Origin of the sequence: Streptomyces sp. NPDC002888, from assembly GCF_042888465.1 — a bacterium.
Classification (GTDB): domain Bacteria; phylum Actinomycetota; class Actinomycetes; order Streptomycetales; family Streptomycetaceae; genus Streptomyces.
This window is the reverse complement of sequence record NZ_JBIAPU010000008.1, coordinates 271,158-285,430: the sequence shown is the minus strand read 5'-3', so window position 1 is coordinate 285,430 and position 14,273 is coordinate 271,158. Positions and strand designations below refer to the sequence as shown.

The following is a 14,273-nucleotide window of genomic DNA, read 5'->3' as shown; positions in this document are numbered from 1 at the left end:
GATGCGAAGGGTGAGGGGGCGGATGCTCACGTGAGGTGCTGCTGCGACGACGTCTTGGCAGAGTGACAGGTTGCACGTCCATGATGTGCCCAAACGGGTTCACCGGGGAGGGACGTCACAGCCGATGCAGGGAGCGAGAGGTCTGCACGACCCGCACGAGCCGGCGTACCGGGCTGCGGCGACGGCCGAGACGGTGACCGGCACGGCGGCGGTCGCGCACCGCTTCCGGCAGGTCCGGCTGGGGGCGGGTGAGGAGCTCTGCGCACTGGTCGCGGACGGCCCGGTCGCGGTGTCCGGCGTGGCGAACGAAGCGGAGGTACGGTCGGCCGACCGTGCCGGGGTCCGCCACCGGGTGGTGATCGAGCGGGCGGCGCTGGGTCGGCCGCACGGCATGACCGAGGCGATCACCGCGCTCGGGCGGGGCGCGCAGATACGGGTCGTGGACAGGGTGCCGACGGAGCTGATGATCGCCGACCGCACGCTCGCGCTGGTGCCGCTCGCCGGCCGTGGCGTGGAGCCCGCCGCGCTCGTGGTGCACGCCGGTGGGCTGCTGGAGTTGCTGTCGGCACTGTTCGAGTCCGTGTGGCGGGAGGCCGCACCCCTGCCCTTGCCGTTGCCGTTGCCGTTGCCGTTGCCGTTGCCGTCCGGAACGGTCGGCGTCGAGGAAGCGGCCCCCGCCGCCCCCGACCCCATCGACCTGGACATCCTCTCCCTGCTCCTCGCCGGCCTCACCGACGCGAGCGTCGCCAAGCAGCTCGACCTGGGCCTGCGGACCGTACAGCGCCGGGTGAAGCGGCTCATGGAGCTGGCCGGGGTGACGACGCGGCTCCAGCTGGGCTGGCACGCGTACGAGCGTGGGTGGGTGACACGGGGGCGGTAGCGCGGGTACGGGGGCTTGACCTGCGAGGTCTCCCTCACTCGGGCAGGCTGAACAGATGGGAGTGTGGGAACTCCTGCTGGTCGGTCTGGTCATCCTGCTCGGCCTGTGCGGAGTGCTGGTGCCCGGCGTGCCGGGGTCCTGGCTGGTGTGGTCCGCGGTCCTGTGGTGGGCGTTGGAGGATGCGCAGCCGGTCGCCTGGGGCGTCCTGGTGGGGGCCACCGTCGCCCTGCTCCTCTCCCAGGTGGTCCGCTGGGCCCTGCCGCCCCGACGACTGCGCCCGGGCGATCTCACCCCGCGGATGACGGTGTACGCCGCGGCCGGAGCGTTCCTCGGCTTCTTCCTGGTCCCCGTGCTGGGCGCGATCCCCGGCTTCGTGGGCGGCCTCTACCTCGCCGAGCGGCTCCGCCTGGGCCGCCACGGCGCGGCACGTGCGGCCCTGCGCACGGTGATGCGCGCGGGCGGCTGGAGCATCCTGGCGGAGCTGTTCACCTGCCAGCTGATCGCGGCGGCGTGGCTGGCGGTGGTGGTGTGGGGGTGACCGGGACGACAGGAACGACGGCGTCGTCCGACAGTCGGCTGATCGGGGGCCGGCCTGCGAGCGCTGTGTGCCGGCTTCGAGTGTTGTGGACGCTGCTGCAGGTCAGCGGCCCGTACCTCGTGCACCAGTACTGGATGCCATGAACCAGACCGCGCCGGTACGCGGGAGCGTCAACCGCCAGGCCGCGCAGCGCCTGACGCATCCGTACGGCCGCGCAGCCCCCTCTCGGCACTGGTCGGCAAGGACCGGGACGTGTATGCCGGTCTTCCCCAGCGTGCCCGACATCGCGCCGTGGGCCACGGCACGCACTCACCGGCCGGTGAACCCGCCGTTGTGCCGGGGGTCGGGCGGGAATCGCGGACACTGGGCAGCAGGAGAGGGGAGGCCGATCGTGCTGACCACTGTTGACCGCGCTGTATGGGCGGGTGGCTTGAGCGGACGGTGCCATGAGGGCTGTGTGCTCTACCGGCCCAGGACAGCGGCCCGGTCGGCGTGACCACCGGCACCCAACAGGCCTGTGGGGCGCAATGGCTCCTCGCTCTCCAGACGGGGCAGTTCATGCCGAGATCGACGGAGTACGAGAGGCGGGATCGCTGCTCGGGTCACCTGGGTCAGGCGCAGCCATGCGGGGACGTACACGGCGGTACGCCGCTGCTCCACGGCGCGTGTCAAGCGGGCGGCGACGGCCTCGGCCGAGTGGATGCGCCGGGCGGGAGGCGGCATGTGGGCGCGCAGCTCCCGCAGGGCCGCGTATCGGTCGGCGTCGCGGATCATGTCCGTGTCGGTCCAGCCGAGGTAGGCGATGCCCACGGCCACACCGTGGTGTGCCACCTCGGCGCGCAGGGTGTGCGTGAAGGCTTCCACGCCGGATTTGGAGGCGCAGTAGGCACTCATCATGGGGGCGGCGCCGATCGATGCCAGCGAAGCGATCTGAAGGTGATAGCCGGCGGTCCGCATCAGGTCCGGCAGGAACGCCCGAGCCGTCTGGGCGCTGCCGATCAGGTTGACGTCGATCACACGGCGCCAGGTCGCGGGGTCTGACAGGGCGAAGGGGCCGCCTTCGGCGATTCCCGCGTTCGCCACGACGACCGACGGCCGGCCCAGACGCCTGCGGATCTCCTGGGCGGCAACGTGCAAAGCGGTGTCGTCGGTGACATCGACCCGGATGGCCAGCGCCGCGCCGGGCAGCGCGGCGGCCGTCGTTTCCAGCGCCGGTCCGTCGTGGTCGAGCAGGGCCAGCCGCGCACCTCGCCGGGCGAGCGCGTGCGCCAGCGCCGCTCCCACGCCGCGTGCGGCTCCCGTGACCACGACGGTGCGGTCCTTGACAGGGCTGTCATCCACGGCTGGTCCCTTCTGGTTTCCCGGCAGTGGTTCGGCCGGGTCGTCTCCCGGTGGACGGCCGCCCGGACGGTACTCATTCCAGGTGTTGGGGGCCGCCGGGCGGGTGGGCGGTGTGGTCGGGATGACTGGTGGTGCGACGTGCCTCTTTCATCTCCGCCTCGTAGAGGTGGTCGCGGCCCCCAGCCAGTTGATTCACGGCCTCACGGTTCAAAAGCGTGAACGGCTGGTGGTAGGTGGTGTCGTATGCCTCGACGATCTGGAAGGTCCAGTGCCCCGGGATGACGTTTCGGCCCAGAATCTCGGACTGCAGCTTGTCGGCCCACTCGGGGTGGCCGGCTCGGCGCAGCAACTCGACCGCTCGGTCCAGTTGGAGGTCTGCGGTGCCGGTCATCTGGTGGAAGCTGTAGAGGTGGCCTCTGGCACGTTCGGTTGTTTCCAGCGCCTTGGACAGCGCCCCGAGCGCTTCCACGGTCTCGTCACTGACGCCCTTTGGGCGCCGGTGGGCCTGGTCTGGGCCGTTGTCATGCATGTCCATGATTCCGTCCGTCCCTCGTGTCAGGGCTTTGGGCCCTTTACGTGGCAGAGCTGCTGTTGTGCGGAGAAGTGGCAGGGGGCGTCAGCGGGTGAGCCGTGGTTTTCGTCCGGTGCGGTCGCGGTGGGCGAGGACGCGTTGGGCGCGGGTGAGGCCGGGGAGCCGGTGCCGGCGCAGTGCCGCGCGTGCGGCATTGGCTCCCGGGGCTCCGTGGACCCCGCCGCCCGGGTGGGCGGAGGCGGAGGCGAGATAGAGACCGCGTACGGGTGTCTCGGGACGGCCGGTGCCGGGCACGGGGCGGAAGACAAGCTGCTGGTGCAGGGATGCGGTGCCGCCGTTGATGGCGCCCCCGTGCAGATTGCTGTCGAGCGACTGGAGCGTGGGCGGGGCCAGGACGCGCCGGGCACGGATGAGGGAGCGGAAACCGGGCGCGAACCGCTCGACCTGGCGTTCGATCCGGTCGGCCATCACCTCCTGCTCCTTGGTGCTCCACGCGCCCGTCAGACCCTCGTCGCCCGCGTCGGACTTGATCACGTGCGGTACGTGTGTGTACGCCCATGCGGCCTCGGTGCCCTGGGGCGAGCGAGACGGGTCCGCCGTCGTCATCTGACCGAACAGGGCAAAGGGACGGTCAGGCACCTGTCCCATGGCGATCTGTGCTGCGAAACGGGTGAGCTCGTCCATCCCGTCGGCCAGATGGACGGTTCCGGCCTGCGCCGCCGCTTCGGCCTGCCAGGGCACCGGACCGTCGCACACCCAGTCGACCTTGAAAGTGGCGAAGTCCCACTGAAAGCGCTTCAGGTCGGTCACCAGCTGGGACGGGAGGTGCTCCGCCTCGACGAGCTCGCCGTACAGGGCCGATGCCGACACGTCTGCCAGAACGGCGCGACGTGCGGCCACCGTCCCACCGTCGGCGGTGAGAACACCCGCGGCTCGCCCGTCACGCACGATGATGCCGCAAACACGCTGCCCGCAGCGGAGAGTGCCGCCACGCGCGCGCAGTCGGCGGACGAGGGCCCCCGTCAGCGCCCCGGCACCACCGACCGGCACGGGGAAGCCGTAGGTCTGTCCGAGCATGGACATCAGCCATCCGAAGCCCCCGCTCCCCGCGGCGTCCGGCGCGAGGTCGGCATGCAGCGCGTTCCCGGCCAGCAGCAGTTTGCCGCCTTCCCCCTGAAATTCCTCGTCCCCCATGCGACGCACCGGCAGGATCAGAGTGCGGGCCATCCGCAAGCCGCCGGCTGCCTTCAGCCTTACGGCGAGGCGGGCCGTAGCGCGCAATGGCGGGAAGGGGGTGAACAGAGCGTCCAGAACATCGGGCCCAAGACGTTCCCACATCCCGTGCAGGCGTCTCCAGGCATCCCCGTCGTCCGGATGAAAGGCGTCGAGAGAGTCGGCGGTGTCGTCGAGGTCGCGGGCGAGCACCGCACACCTGCCGTCCATGAGGGGGTGCGCCAGCACGCGTGGCGCGTGATCCCAGCGCAGACCGTGATCCTCGAGACCAAGACGCGCCAGCACGGGTGACGCGGCGGCGAGGGGATAGAAGGAACTGAAGAGGTCACTGACGAAATCGGGGTCGATCTCCCTGTTGTGGCGCACCGCGCCACCGGGCTCGGGCTGCTCCTCGAGCACCTCAACGCTCCATCCCTCGTCGGCCAGCAGGTTGGCTGCCACCAGCCCGTTCGGGCCGGCTCCGATCACCACCGCGTCAGGCATGGCCGCCGCCGCCGTGAGCTGCTGCCTCGCGCCGTCCCTGAAGGTGTTCTGGCTGTTCGGCACGGGCCTGCGCCTCGCAGACCCGGGCGAGCCGGGCCAGCATCGCGCGATGTCGCAGTTGGATCAGCGCCTCCACCCCTACGTTGTGGAGCCGTCCGCTTGCTCCCTGCAGAGGGTGCTCGTCTGCGATGACCAGGCAGTGCCTTCCCCAAGGAAGCAGCCGGATGGCGATCCGTACCGTTCCCAGCACGCCTGCTCGCGCCTCCAGCCCCAGCTCGGAGCCCTCCTCGCAATGCCGGACAACCGTCTCGTTGGAAAGGCGCAGCGGGCCTACGCGAACTTCGTAGCCGATAGCCGAGTCCACCTGCGGCCACTGCCCCCGCACCGGCTTGGAGGCCGACGTTCCCACCACCCACTCCGCATATCGGCTGCCATCCGTGAGGACGGCCCACACGGTCTGCGGACTCACCTTGATCAGACGATGCCGTACCGCCACACCACACCTCCGCGAGTTCTGCCTCGGTGCACAGCCAAGTGCCCAGTTCAATGCGAATGAATCGGACATAACGCGCTCCCCGGGTTGGGGGAGCTGGGGCTTTCACCCTCAGCTGACAGGCGGACCGAGTCGGCTGCGGCCAGGCTCAGGAGGTGGCGGTGTCAGTGGGTGGTGAGCATGCCCTCTCGGAGCTGAGCCAGGGTGCGCGACAGCAGCCGGGAGACGTGCATCTGTGAGACGCCGAGCCGTTCGCCGATCTGGGCCTGGGTCAGTTCCTCGACGAACCTCCAGTGCAGGATCCTGCGCGCGCGCTCGTCGAGATCGGCGATCATCGGAGCGAGGGCGTGGAAGTCCTCCACCAGCTCCAGCGCGCCGTCATGGTTGCCGATGAAGTCGGCCAGGGCCGTCTCGCCGTCCTCGCTGTTGCCTATGGCGGCGTCCAGGGAGGAGGAGCGGTAGCCGTTGGAGGCCAGCCGCGCCTCGATGACCTCCTCCTCGTCAAGGTTCATCAGCTGGGCCAGCTCCGCCACGGTCGGCGTGCGGCCCAGGCGGCTGCTCAGCTCCTCGGTGGCGCGCGCCAGCTGGACGCGGGCCTCCTGCAGACGGCGCGGAACGTGCACGGCCCAGGTGGTGTCCCGGAAGAACCGCTTGATCTCTCCCACGATGTAGGGGATCGAGAAGGAGGTGAACTCCACCTCGCGGGAGAGCTCGAAACGGTCGATGGCCTTGATCAGTCCGATCACTCCGACCTGGACGATGTCCTCCATCTCCTCCGGGTCCCGGCTGCGGAAACGGGATGCCGCGTAGCGGACCAAGGAGATGTTCATCTCGATCAGCGTGTTGCGCGCGTACTGGTACTCCGGCGTGCCCTCCTCCAGCCCGGCGAGTTGCCGGAAGAACAGGGGGCTGAGCTCACGCGCGTCCTTCGGAGTGACCTTCAACGGTTTGGCCACCTCCGGCAGTTCAGCGCGTTGCGCATCCACCGTCACCGCTGCCGTGTCCGCAATCATGTGTCCCTCCCTGTCGGCCATGCCGACGCCGGCCCACCTCAACTCGCCACCGCCGCCTACCCCAGCCCCCCGCTTTCATACTGGTGACATGGTCGCTTGAAGGGCAGCGGGCCGCTGCGGGCCCGCCGCTGCAGGCGCCGCCGACGGCCTGGGCGCCGCACCGCTGCCGTTCTCGGCCGCCGACCGGACATGCCGTGGCGGCGCTTGCCGCGAAGGTCAGCATCGAGACCACCGAGAGCGGCCGGGTGAAGCTGAACGTCGACAAGTGGACCCGGACCGCATCAGAACGGCCCTGTTTTCCTACCCATGTCCAGCGTCCAATAGTGGGTCCATGGGCCACCCTTCCAGTAGCCGAAGCCGGCCTCGCGGATGTCGTCCGGCGTAAACCAGTCATCAAACAGGATGGCATTGCGATGTCCCCAGCCCCACCTCTCATCATCTTGCATCCAGAAGCGCACGACTTTCTCTGCGGTGTCGAATCCCATGGCTACGTTTTCCGACCGCCAGGTGTGGTAACCCGCCTGATGCATCGGCTGTCCAGCCGCCCAAACCAGTGTTCCGTCAGGTCCACGGTGCATGTTTTGATCTTCAGTAACCCAGACCTTGTCCTGGTCTTTCAAGAAGTTACTGTGGGCGCGCGCTATCTGGGTCAGCGCTCCCGAAAGCATGAAGTCCGGGACCCCAGGCGGCATGACAGCGCCTGCGTCATTACCGTGAGGCGGATATTTCTCCGGATGTGTGCGTGCGTCTGTGACGAAGCGCCGTAGTTCCCTTTCCTCAGCAGACAAGGTGTCCCGCGTGAGGTCCCACCCAGGGTGCCAAGGCTGAATGTCCACGTTGCGTGGTGTCATCGCGATTCCTCTTCCATGCGCAGGGTGCACAGGCATGGCCTGGCTAGCTAGGCGCAGGCTTCGTGACTGGGGCTGGACGGCTTCGTCACGGGCCCGCGAGGCGGCTCCTTAATGCAGACCGCCAGTACTACGACCGTTTCGTTATGACTCCTCAAGGCCTCCCTCTTCCAGGACATCACCACCCCAATACCTTCGCAAATTCCGCGAGAAGAGGAGTTCGGAGAAACTGGTGGCCGCGTGGTGGGCGCGGGCGATCAGGATGTATCCCTCGGGCTTCCGGGACGCGGGCGAGGACGTACGGACCACGCTGCTGGCCGCGCTGTTTGCGACCCGGCAGGCCGAGATCACCGACGCTCTGGTGGAGTTGCTCGTGCTCTGGTCCACAAGATCAACGCCCGTGCCGAGCGTCGGGTGGAGCGGGAGTTGACGGCGGAGCTGAAGAAGTTGCGGGGCAGGAGGGCATCCTCTTCCGGCTCGCGTTCAAGGCCAAGTCTGCACCACGCTGCGCTCGTCGTACGCCTCGTAATACCGGCAGATGCTGCAGCCGCTGCTACGGACGCTGGGCTGCGGGCGGGCGCCGGCCGAAGCTCACGGCGGACCAGGCCGCGCTCGCCCGGCAGCTCTACGACGCCCGGGAGAAGACCGTCCAGCAGATCGCCGAGCTGTTCGCCCTGTCACCAACGTCCCCGCGCAGCACATTTAGGGCGTCTCCCCCGCCGCGCGCAAATGGTGCAGGGCGTATGTGCGCCAAGGGCGCCAGCTGTCGGGGGCCTTCACGTTCGGTGGGGCGACGTCGGGGTCGCCGAGGCCGCGGGCGCGGATGAGCGCGACCGTGGCGGCGTCCAGGCCGGGCAGCGTGAGCAGCGCCTGTTGCGCGTCGTCGCGGTCGGCGCCCGCGTCCAGGCGCACGGTGCCGTCGGCGAGGGCGGCGGCGAGCGTGCCGAGGGTGCCGTGCGGTTCGGCCTCGGCGAGGACGGCGGGCTCGGGGAAGACGTGGCTGAGGGTGCCGCAGGGGGCGTCCAGCGCCTTGCCGTAGGCGCACACCAGCCGAGCGGCCCGCGCCGGGCCCACCAGCGCCCGTACCGCCAGTTCCTCCGGGTCGGCGGCGCCCGGTGACCGCAGGCCGGGCCGTACGGCAACCAGCGGGGCGAGCCGTGGGTCGGCGCCGAGCCGCTCGTCGACGGCGTACGGGTCGGCGTCGAGGTCGAACAGCCGCCGCAGCCGCTGCACGGCGGTGGTGAGGTCGCGTGGATCGGTGAGGTGCAGCCGGGCGTCGAGCCAGCCGCCGGGGTGGGCGGCGAGCCCCTCCTTCGCCGCGCCCGGCCGCTCGTCGACGGCGACGATGCCGGTGCCGTACGGCAGCCGGAGCGTACGGCGGTACGTACGGTCCCCCGGCGCGCCGCTCACCTCCTCGACGCCGGTGACGGCCTCCCGCTGGAGGAGGTCGAAGACCGCGCCGGCGTGGTACGGGCCCCGGTGGGCGAGCCGCAGCGGGATCCCCGCGGTCGGCGTGGCCGCGCGGCGGACCGTACGGCCGCCCCGGGGCGCGGCGGACCGCAGCGCGCTCGGCGTCAGGGCGTACACCGCGCGGATCGTGTCGTTGAACTGCCGCACGCTGGCGAACCCGGACGCGAAGGCGATCTCCGTGACCGGCAGGTCCGTCGTCCGGAGCAGCACCCGAGCGGTGTGTGCCCGCTGCGCCCGGGCGAGGGCGACGGGTCCGGCGCCCAGTTCGGCGGTGAGCTGCCGCTGCACCTGCCGGGCGCTGTATCCCAGCCGTACGGCGAGGCCGGCGACGCCCTCCCGGTCGACGACGCCGTCCCCGATGAGCCGCATGGCCCGGCCCACGACATCGGCGCGCACGTTCCACTCCGCGGAGCCGGGCGCGGCGTCCGGACGGCACCGCCGGCAGGCCCGGAACCCCGAGCCCTGCGCGGCGGCGGCCGTCGCGAAGAACCGCACGTTGCACCGCTTCGGCGTCACCGCAGGGCAGCTGGGCCGACAGTAGATCCCGGTCGTCTCGACGGCGAAGAAGAACTCCCCGTCGAACCGGGCGTCCCGGCTCCGCACGGCTTCGTACCTGGTGTCTTCGTCCGTCATGCCTTCCAGTGTGGGTGAGGGGCGGGGGTTGGGGCTGGCGGGAATCGGACATGGCGGTGTTCCCGTGCGCAGCGGCACCGGCCGCCGCCGGTGAGCTCGCCCCTTCCCGCCCAGCCCCGGCCTATGGCTCCTCTACTGCCAACGCCCCCGCTTCGCCTCCATCGCCGCCTTCCCCTCCGCCCCCTTCCGCTTCCAGTCCCGTCGGATCTCCGCCCTGACCCTCGCGTCCGTCTTGGCGACGATGCGCTGGTTCTCCCGCATGAGCTTGCGGTAGCTGTCCAGCCGTCGTTCGGGCAGTTCGCCGGTGTCGATGGCGGCGAGGACCGCGCAGCCGGGCTCGGACTCGTGGGCGCAGTCGTGGAAGCGGCAGCGGGCGGCCAGTTCCTCGATCTCCGAGAACACCTGGCCGACGCCGCTCTCGGCGTCCCAGAGTCCGACACCGCGCAGCCCGGGGGTGTCGATCAGCACGCCGCCGCCGGGCAGCGCGAGCAGGTTGCGGGTGGTCGTCGTGTGGCGTCCCTTGCCGTCCACGTCACGGGCGGCCTGCACAACCATCACGTCCTCGCCGACCAGCGCGTTGGCGAGCGTCGACTTGCCCGCGCCGGACTGCCCGAGCAGCACGGACGTCCCTCCGCCGACCACGGCCGCGAGGACGTCGAGGCCGTCCCCGGCCGCCGCGCTGACGGCCAGCACCGTGACCCCGGGCGCGCTGGTCTCCACGTCCTGGACGAGGTGGGCGAGGGTGACCGCGTCCGGGACCAGGTCGGCCTTGGTGAGCACGACCACGGGTTGTGCCCCGGACTCCCAGGCGAGCGCCAGGAACCGTTCGACGCGGGCGAGGTCGAGTTCGACGGCCAGCGACACGGCGACGATCGCGTGGTCGACGTTGGCCGCGAGGATCTGCCCCTCGGACCGCTTGGAGGAGGTGGAGCGCACGAAGGCGGTACGGCGCGGCAGGCAAGTCCGTACGTAGCGCGGGTTCCCGGAGGCTTCGAGGGCGACCCAGTCGCCGGTGCAGACGACCCGCAGCGGGTCGTGCGGCGTGACGAACGCGGTGTCGGCCCGCACGGTTCCGTCGGCGGTGACCACGTCGCACTGCCCGCGGTCGACCCGCACCACGCGCCCGGGCAGCAGCCCTTCGGCGTCGTACGGGGTGAACGCGTCGGCCCAGTCCTGGTCCCAGCCGTAGAGCGCCAACGCGGAGAAAGCAGAAGAGAAAGCGGAGGAGGGGGCAGAGTGGGAAGTCAAGGGTGACCCTTCACAGGGGCGGCCCCGGCGAGCGCGCTGTTCGGCGCGCGAAGGAGTGTGAGGTCAGCCGGTGGCCACGGAGGTGGACTTGATGAACTCCTGGATGCGGGCAGCGCCCATCTCAGTGACAGCCATCGGTCGACACCTCCTCGTCCTCATTCGTTCGGCGACGGCGGCGCGAGGCCGCTGTCGAAGTCGTCGTAACTCTAGCCGGACCCCATGGTGCCGGGTCAACGCATTTAAAGAACCCCTCAGGCCCCGCAGTCGCGCCCGTTCAGCGTGAAGTCGACCGGTGCCGAGTTCTTCCCGTGCCACGACGCGAGGAAGCCGAGGGAGACGGAGCCGTCGGCGGGGACCGTCTTGTTGTAGTCGGCGGCGGTGGCGGTGACGCGGGAGCCGTTCTGGGAGGCGCTCGCGTCCCACATCTGGCCGACCTGCTGGCCGTCGCGGAAGGTCCAGGCGAGGCGCCAGGTGTCGAGGGGCTCCTTGGTGGTGACGGTGACGGTGGCCTGGAAGCCGTCGGGCCACTCGTTGACGAGGTCGTACGCGACCCGGCAGGTCACCGGCTCGTGGTCCGCGGGCGGAGGGGCCGCGGGGCTGTCCTCGCCGTGAGCGGTGGAGGACGAGGTGCCCTGGGGCTGCGGCTGGGATTGCTTGTCGTCGGACTTGGTCGTGGCGCCGCCGCTCGGCGTGCGGCTCGGGCTCGCGGAGGGGGACGCCGCCGACGGGGTCGCCGACGGGGGCGTCTTGGCCAGGGACAGCGAGGGGCCAGGGTCGGCGACGGGCTGGCGGTCGGCGTCGGTGCCGCCCGCGACGTCGTCGCCGGTGCTGCCGAAGGGCATCATCGACACGGCCAGGGCCAGCAGGGACACCAGGACGGCGGCGACGAGGAGTCCGTTGCGCGCGACCCGTGCCTTGGCCGCCGCGTCCGTCGTCGCCTCGCCTTCCGGGTCCGGCCGGTCGGGGCGGCCGACGCCCAGGCGTACCTCGGCGGCCCGGCGGCGGCGCTCCAGGTAGGCGAGGCCGCCCCAGCCGATGACCCCGCCGGCGAGGGCGGAGGGCAGTCCGCCGCCGTGCAGCCGCAGACAGGCGGCGGCCTCCGCGCACTCCACGCAGGTGGCGAGGTGCCGGGAGAGGTCCTCGGGGGTGTCGGCGCCGGGCGAGCGGGTCACGGCGTCGAGCAGCCGGACGTAGCCGCGGCACTCCGCGTCGAGCGGTGTGTCGAGGTGGTGGCGGTGGCAGCGGGCCCGGAACAGGTCGCGCACCTGGTCGAGTTCGTCGGACGCGGCGGCCGGGTCGAGGCCGAGCCGGCGGGCCACCCCGGACAGCGGCAGCGCCTCCACCTCGGCCAGCCAGAGCAGGGCCGCGTCGGGCTCCTGCATGTCGCGCAGGCCGCGCAGGGCGATGGGGCGGTGCAGGGGCGGCCCGGTGTAGCGGGCGGCCCTCTCGGAGTTGAGCCACAGGCGCAGGTCGGGGTCGAGTTTGTGCCCCTGGCCCTCGGCCTCCCAGGCGGCCGCCGTGGCGCGTACGGCGGTCAGCAGCAGGGGGACGCGGGGCAGGACGGGGGACCGGCGGCCGGCGCTCCTGCGGGTCCCGGCCTCGGCCTCGCGGGCCTCTCGTGTGCCGAGCGCGAACGCCTCGCGGGCCAGCTGCTGGGCGGCGGTCGAGCCGGAGGTGCAGAGGTCCGCATAGGAGAGGACGGCGTCCCAGCACTCGGAGAACAGCGCGGCCTCGGTGTCGTCCTGAGGAGTCGGCAGGTCTGGCATGAGTCTCCTGCATCCACGAGCGAGGTCAACTCGCCATATCGGCAATGGAGTTGGGGGGAACCTCGCGGCAGGGCCAGAGCCTTTCACGTCTCCGACACAACTGACAAGCGGAGTCTGCGAATCCCGCGGTCGGTGACCGTGGGGCAGCCGGGCCGCGCGGACCCGGCCGCCGTGCTTGTCCTGCCGGTGTGTCAGTCCAGGGGTCGGAGTGTACGACCGCCACCACCACTCCGACACCCTTCTGTGCCCTACGGAGCGGAACGGATCACGCCTCGGCCGTCACCTCGGCCGGCTCCTGTGCCGGCCCCTGTGCCGGGAGGCTGTCCATGAAGGAGCTGACGGAGAAGACGGCGCGGCCGGGGCCGGGCGGGCCGTAGCCGGGCGGGGAGGACAGGCCGAAGTCGTCCATGGTGGCCCGGTAGGCCTCCAGGAGGCGGATGTGGTACTCCAGCGGCGCGCCCTGCGGGTTGGCCTTGCCGAGCGGGGTCGTCGGCTCGGGGCACCAGGTGGTGAAGCGGGGTGTGATGCCCTGCGACATGAAGAAGCGCAGGCCCTCGGTCGTCGACGCGATCGCCTCGTCGACCGTGGTGAAGCCGAACGGCTCGGCCATCTCCACGCCGGCCACGAAGTTGGGGATGACGTTGCGGGCGCCGAAGATCTCCGCGGAGTCGAGGATGCGCTTGTGCCACTCGTCGCGGCCGACGTAGCGCTCCTTGCCCGGGCAGTACAGCTCGAACAGGCGGCGGTCCCACACCTCGTAGTTGGGGTGGTAGATCTGCACGCCGTAGTCCTTGAAGCGCTGCACGTCGTCGCGCGGCAGCGCCTGGGCGACGACCTTGCCGATCCACCGGCCGGGGAAGCGCTCCTCGATGGCCTTGGCGTAGTGGCCGTAGAAGTCGGCCTCGTCGCGCCCGGCGACCGTCTTGGTGATGGCGCCGCCGGTGAGGGTGTAGGCGGTGGAGGCCTTGGCCGTGTCGTAGCGGTCGATGATCTCCAGGGCCTCCAGCACCTCCTCGACGTCCTTGACACCCGTGTACGGCCGCCCGGCCGCCTTGTGCTGGCGCCAGTTGTGGTTGATGTCGCAGTACTGGCACTCCTCCTTGGCGCCGAAGTACTGGCACACCCGGAAGACGGTCAGGTAGATCAGGTAGCCCCACTGGATGGTCGGGGCCACCTCCATGACGGACTTTCCGTTGGAGAGGGTGTGCCGGTAGTACTCGGGCATGGGCGGCACGCCCACGTCGGCGATGCGGGCGCCGTCGAGGTAGAGCCCGAGGAGCCCTTCGCCGTCCGCGGCCACCCGGTACGGCGAGGACGGATTCACGCGCACGGAGACGACGGTGCGCCGCAGGTCGTACGGGCCGCCGGTGAGGATGATCTCCTCCGGCGGGCGCCTGAGGGCGGCCTCGCCGAGCTCGGGCAGGGTGCCGTGGTCGAAGGAGAAGATGAAGTACGACTTCGGCTTCACCTCACCGCTCTCGTTGTCGCTCAGCGCCGACGCGTCGAAAGCGACACCGCCGCGCAGCAGGTCCTCCTTGAAGACGGCTTCCCGCGGTACGTGCGGAAAGCGCTCCATCAGATCCTCGACCAGCTCGGTGCGGCTGCCCATCCGTCTCTCCTCCCGGCGTCAGGCGTACGACCCTCCCGGCGTCAGGCGTACGACTCCTCACGGTATGCCCCCGGGTGCGCGGGCGTGGGGGCGGGGCCCGGCGTGGCGGCGGGGCGGCACTCGTGTCACACCTCTTACGCACACGTTCGCGGATACGCCCCGGCGTGCACCCGGTCGCCGCGTGTC

At 70.9% G+C, this 14,273-nt stretch carries 12 protein-coding genes and 1 pseudogene; 3 read left to right on the top strand and 10 right to left on the bottom strand.

The features are described 5' to 3' along the window. Positions 1 to 166: 166 nt before the first annotated feature. Both ACFYWX_RS16100 and ACFYWX_RS16095 read left to right on the top strand, forming a co-directional pair. Positions 167 to 880 (top strand): annotated as a pseudogene (locus ACFYWX_RS16100) (winged helix-turn-helix transcriptional regulator); the annotation flags it as partial. Positions 881 to 935: 55 nt separating this feature from the next. Beyond that, positions 936 to 1,418, top strand: coding sequence for a DUF456 domain-containing protein (locus tag ACFYWX_RS16095; protein ID WP_389424624.1), 483 nt, complete (start codon positions 936 to 938; stop codon positions 1,416 to 1,418). 462 nt (positions 1,419 to 1,880) lie between these two features. On the opposite strand, the gene ACFYWX_RS16090 is transcribed toward ACFYWX_RS16095, so the two are convergent. The 6 genes from ACFYWX_RS16090 to ACFYWX_RS16065 form a co-directional block, all read right to left on the bottom strand. Further along, complete coding sequence (locus tag ACFYWX_RS16090; protein ID WP_389424623.1) at positions 1,881 to 2,759, bottom strand: SDR family oxidoreductase; 879 nt, start codon at positions 2,757 to 2,759, stop codon at positions 1,881 to 1,883. 73 nt (positions 2,760 to 2,832) lie between these two features. Further along, positions 2,833 to 3,294 carry a hypothetical protein gene (locus ACFYWX_RS16085; RefSeq protein ID WP_389424622.1) on the bottom strand — a complete coding sequence of 154 codons (462 nt, stop codon included), beginning with the start codon at positions 3,292 to 3,294 and terminating at the stop codon, positions 2,833 to 2,835. An 81-nt stretch (positions 3,295 to 3,375) separates the two neighbouring features. Beyond that, the gene (locus tag ACFYWX_RS16080) at positions 3,376 to 5,007 is read right to left on the bottom strand and encodes a phytoene desaturase family protein (RefSeq protein WP_389424684.1); all 1,632 of its coding nucleotides are present in this window, start codon (positions 5,005 to 5,007) and stop codon (positions 3,376 to 3,378) included. Beyond that, complete coding sequence (locus ACFYWX_RS16075; protein ID WP_389424621.1) at positions 5,000 to 5,503, bottom strand: SRPBCC family protein; 504 nt, start codon at positions 5,501 to 5,503, stop codon at positions 5,000 to 5,002. The genes ACFYWX_RS16080 and ACFYWX_RS16075 overlap by 8 nt, the downstream gene beginning before the upstream one ends. A 161-nt stretch (positions 5,504 to 5,664) precedes the next feature. Further along, positions 5,665 to 6,513 (bottom strand): RNA polymerase sigma factor SigF, encoded by an 849-nt coding sequence (locus ACFYWX_RS16070; RefSeq protein WP_389424620.1) that lies wholly within the window; start codon positions 6,511 to 6,513, stop codon positions 5,665 to 5,667. A gap of 281 nt (positions 6,514 to 6,794) precedes the next feature. Further along, a complete protein-coding gene (locus ACFYWX_RS16065; RefSeq protein WP_389424619.1) occupies positions 6,795 to 7,364 on the bottom strand; it encodes a CAP domain-containing protein in 570 nt (189 codons plus the stop codon). A 229-nt stretch (positions 7,365 to 7,593) separates the two neighbouring features. On the opposite strand from ACFYWX_RS16065, the gene ACFYWX_RS16060 reads away from it, so the two are divergent. Next, positions 7,594 to 7,791, top strand: a complete 198-nt coding sequence (locus tag ACFYWX_RS16060; protein WP_389424618.1) for a hypothetical protein — start codon at positions 7,594 to 7,596, stop codon at positions 7,789 to 7,791. Positions 7,792 to 8,063: 272 nt separating this feature from the next. Here the strand turns inward: ACFYWX_RS16060 and ACFYWX_RS16055 are convergent, their stop codons facing one another. The 4 genes from ACFYWX_RS16055 to ACFYWX_RS16040 form a co-directional block, all read right to left on the bottom strand. Continuing rightward, complete coding sequence (locus ACFYWX_RS16055) at positions 8,064 to 9,464, bottom strand: DNA-3-methyladenine glycosylase 2 family protein (RefSeq protein WP_389424617.1); 1,401 nt, start codon at positions 9,462 to 9,464, stop codon at positions 8,064 to 8,066. Between the two features lie 132 nt (positions 9,465 to 9,596). Beyond that, complete coding sequence (gene rsgA, locus ACFYWX_RS16050; RefSeq protein ID WP_389424616.1) at positions 9,597 to 10,712, bottom strand: ribosome small subunit-dependent GTPase A; 1,116 nt, start codon at positions 10,710 to 10,712, stop codon at positions 9,597 to 9,599. A 251-nt stretch (positions 10,713 to 10,963) separates the two neighbouring features. After that, positions 10,964 to 12,478, bottom strand: coding sequence for a cellulose binding domain-containing protein (locus tag ACFYWX_RS16045; protein ID WP_389424615.1), 1,515 nt, complete (start codon positions 12,476 to 12,478; stop codon positions 10,964 to 10,966). A 265-nt stretch (positions 12,479 to 12,743) separates the two neighbouring features. Then, positions 12,744 to 14,087 (bottom strand): radical SAM protein, encoded by a 1,344-nt coding sequence (locus tag ACFYWX_RS16040; protein ID WP_389424614.1) that lies wholly within the window; start codon positions 14,085 to 14,087, stop codon positions 12,744 to 12,746. Positions 14,088 to 14,273: the final 186 nt, after the last annotated feature.

Bases quoted from the DNA above. Each gene is read 5' to 3' on its own strand.
- ACFYWX_RS16045 (WP_389424615.1), bottom strand. From the start codon at position 12,478: ATGCCAGACCTGCCGACTCCTCAGGACGACACCGAGGCCGCGCTGTTC.
- ACFYWX_RS16085 (WP_389424622.1), bottom strand. From the start codon at position 3,294: ATGGACATGCATGACAACGGCCCAGACCAGGCCCACCGGCGCCCAAAG.
- ACFYWX_RS16065 (WP_389424619.1), bottom strand. From the start codon at position 7,364: ATGACACCACGCAACGTGGACATTCAGCCTTGGCACCCTGGGTGGGAC.
- ACFYWX_RS16040 (WP_389424614.1), bottom strand. From the start codon at position 14,087: ATGGGCAGCCGCACCGAGCTGGTCGAGGATCTGATGGAGCGCTTTCCG.
- ACFYWX_RS16070 (WP_389424620.1), bottom strand. From the start codon at position 6,513: ATGATTGCGGACACGGCAGCGGTGACGGTGGATGCGCAACGCGCTGAA.
- ACFYWX_RS16080 (WP_389424684.1), bottom strand. From the start codon at position 5,007: ATGCCTGACGCGGTGGTGATCGGAGCCGGCCCGAACGGGCTGGTGGCA.
- ACFYWX_RS16095 (WP_389424624.1), top strand. From the start codon at position 936: ATGGGAGTGTGGGAACTCCTGCTGGTCGGTCTGGTCATCCTGCTCGGC.
- ACFYWX_RS16055 (WP_389424617.1), bottom strand. From the start codon at position 9,464: ATGACGGACGAAGACACCAGGTACGAAGCCGTGCGGAGCCGGGACGCC.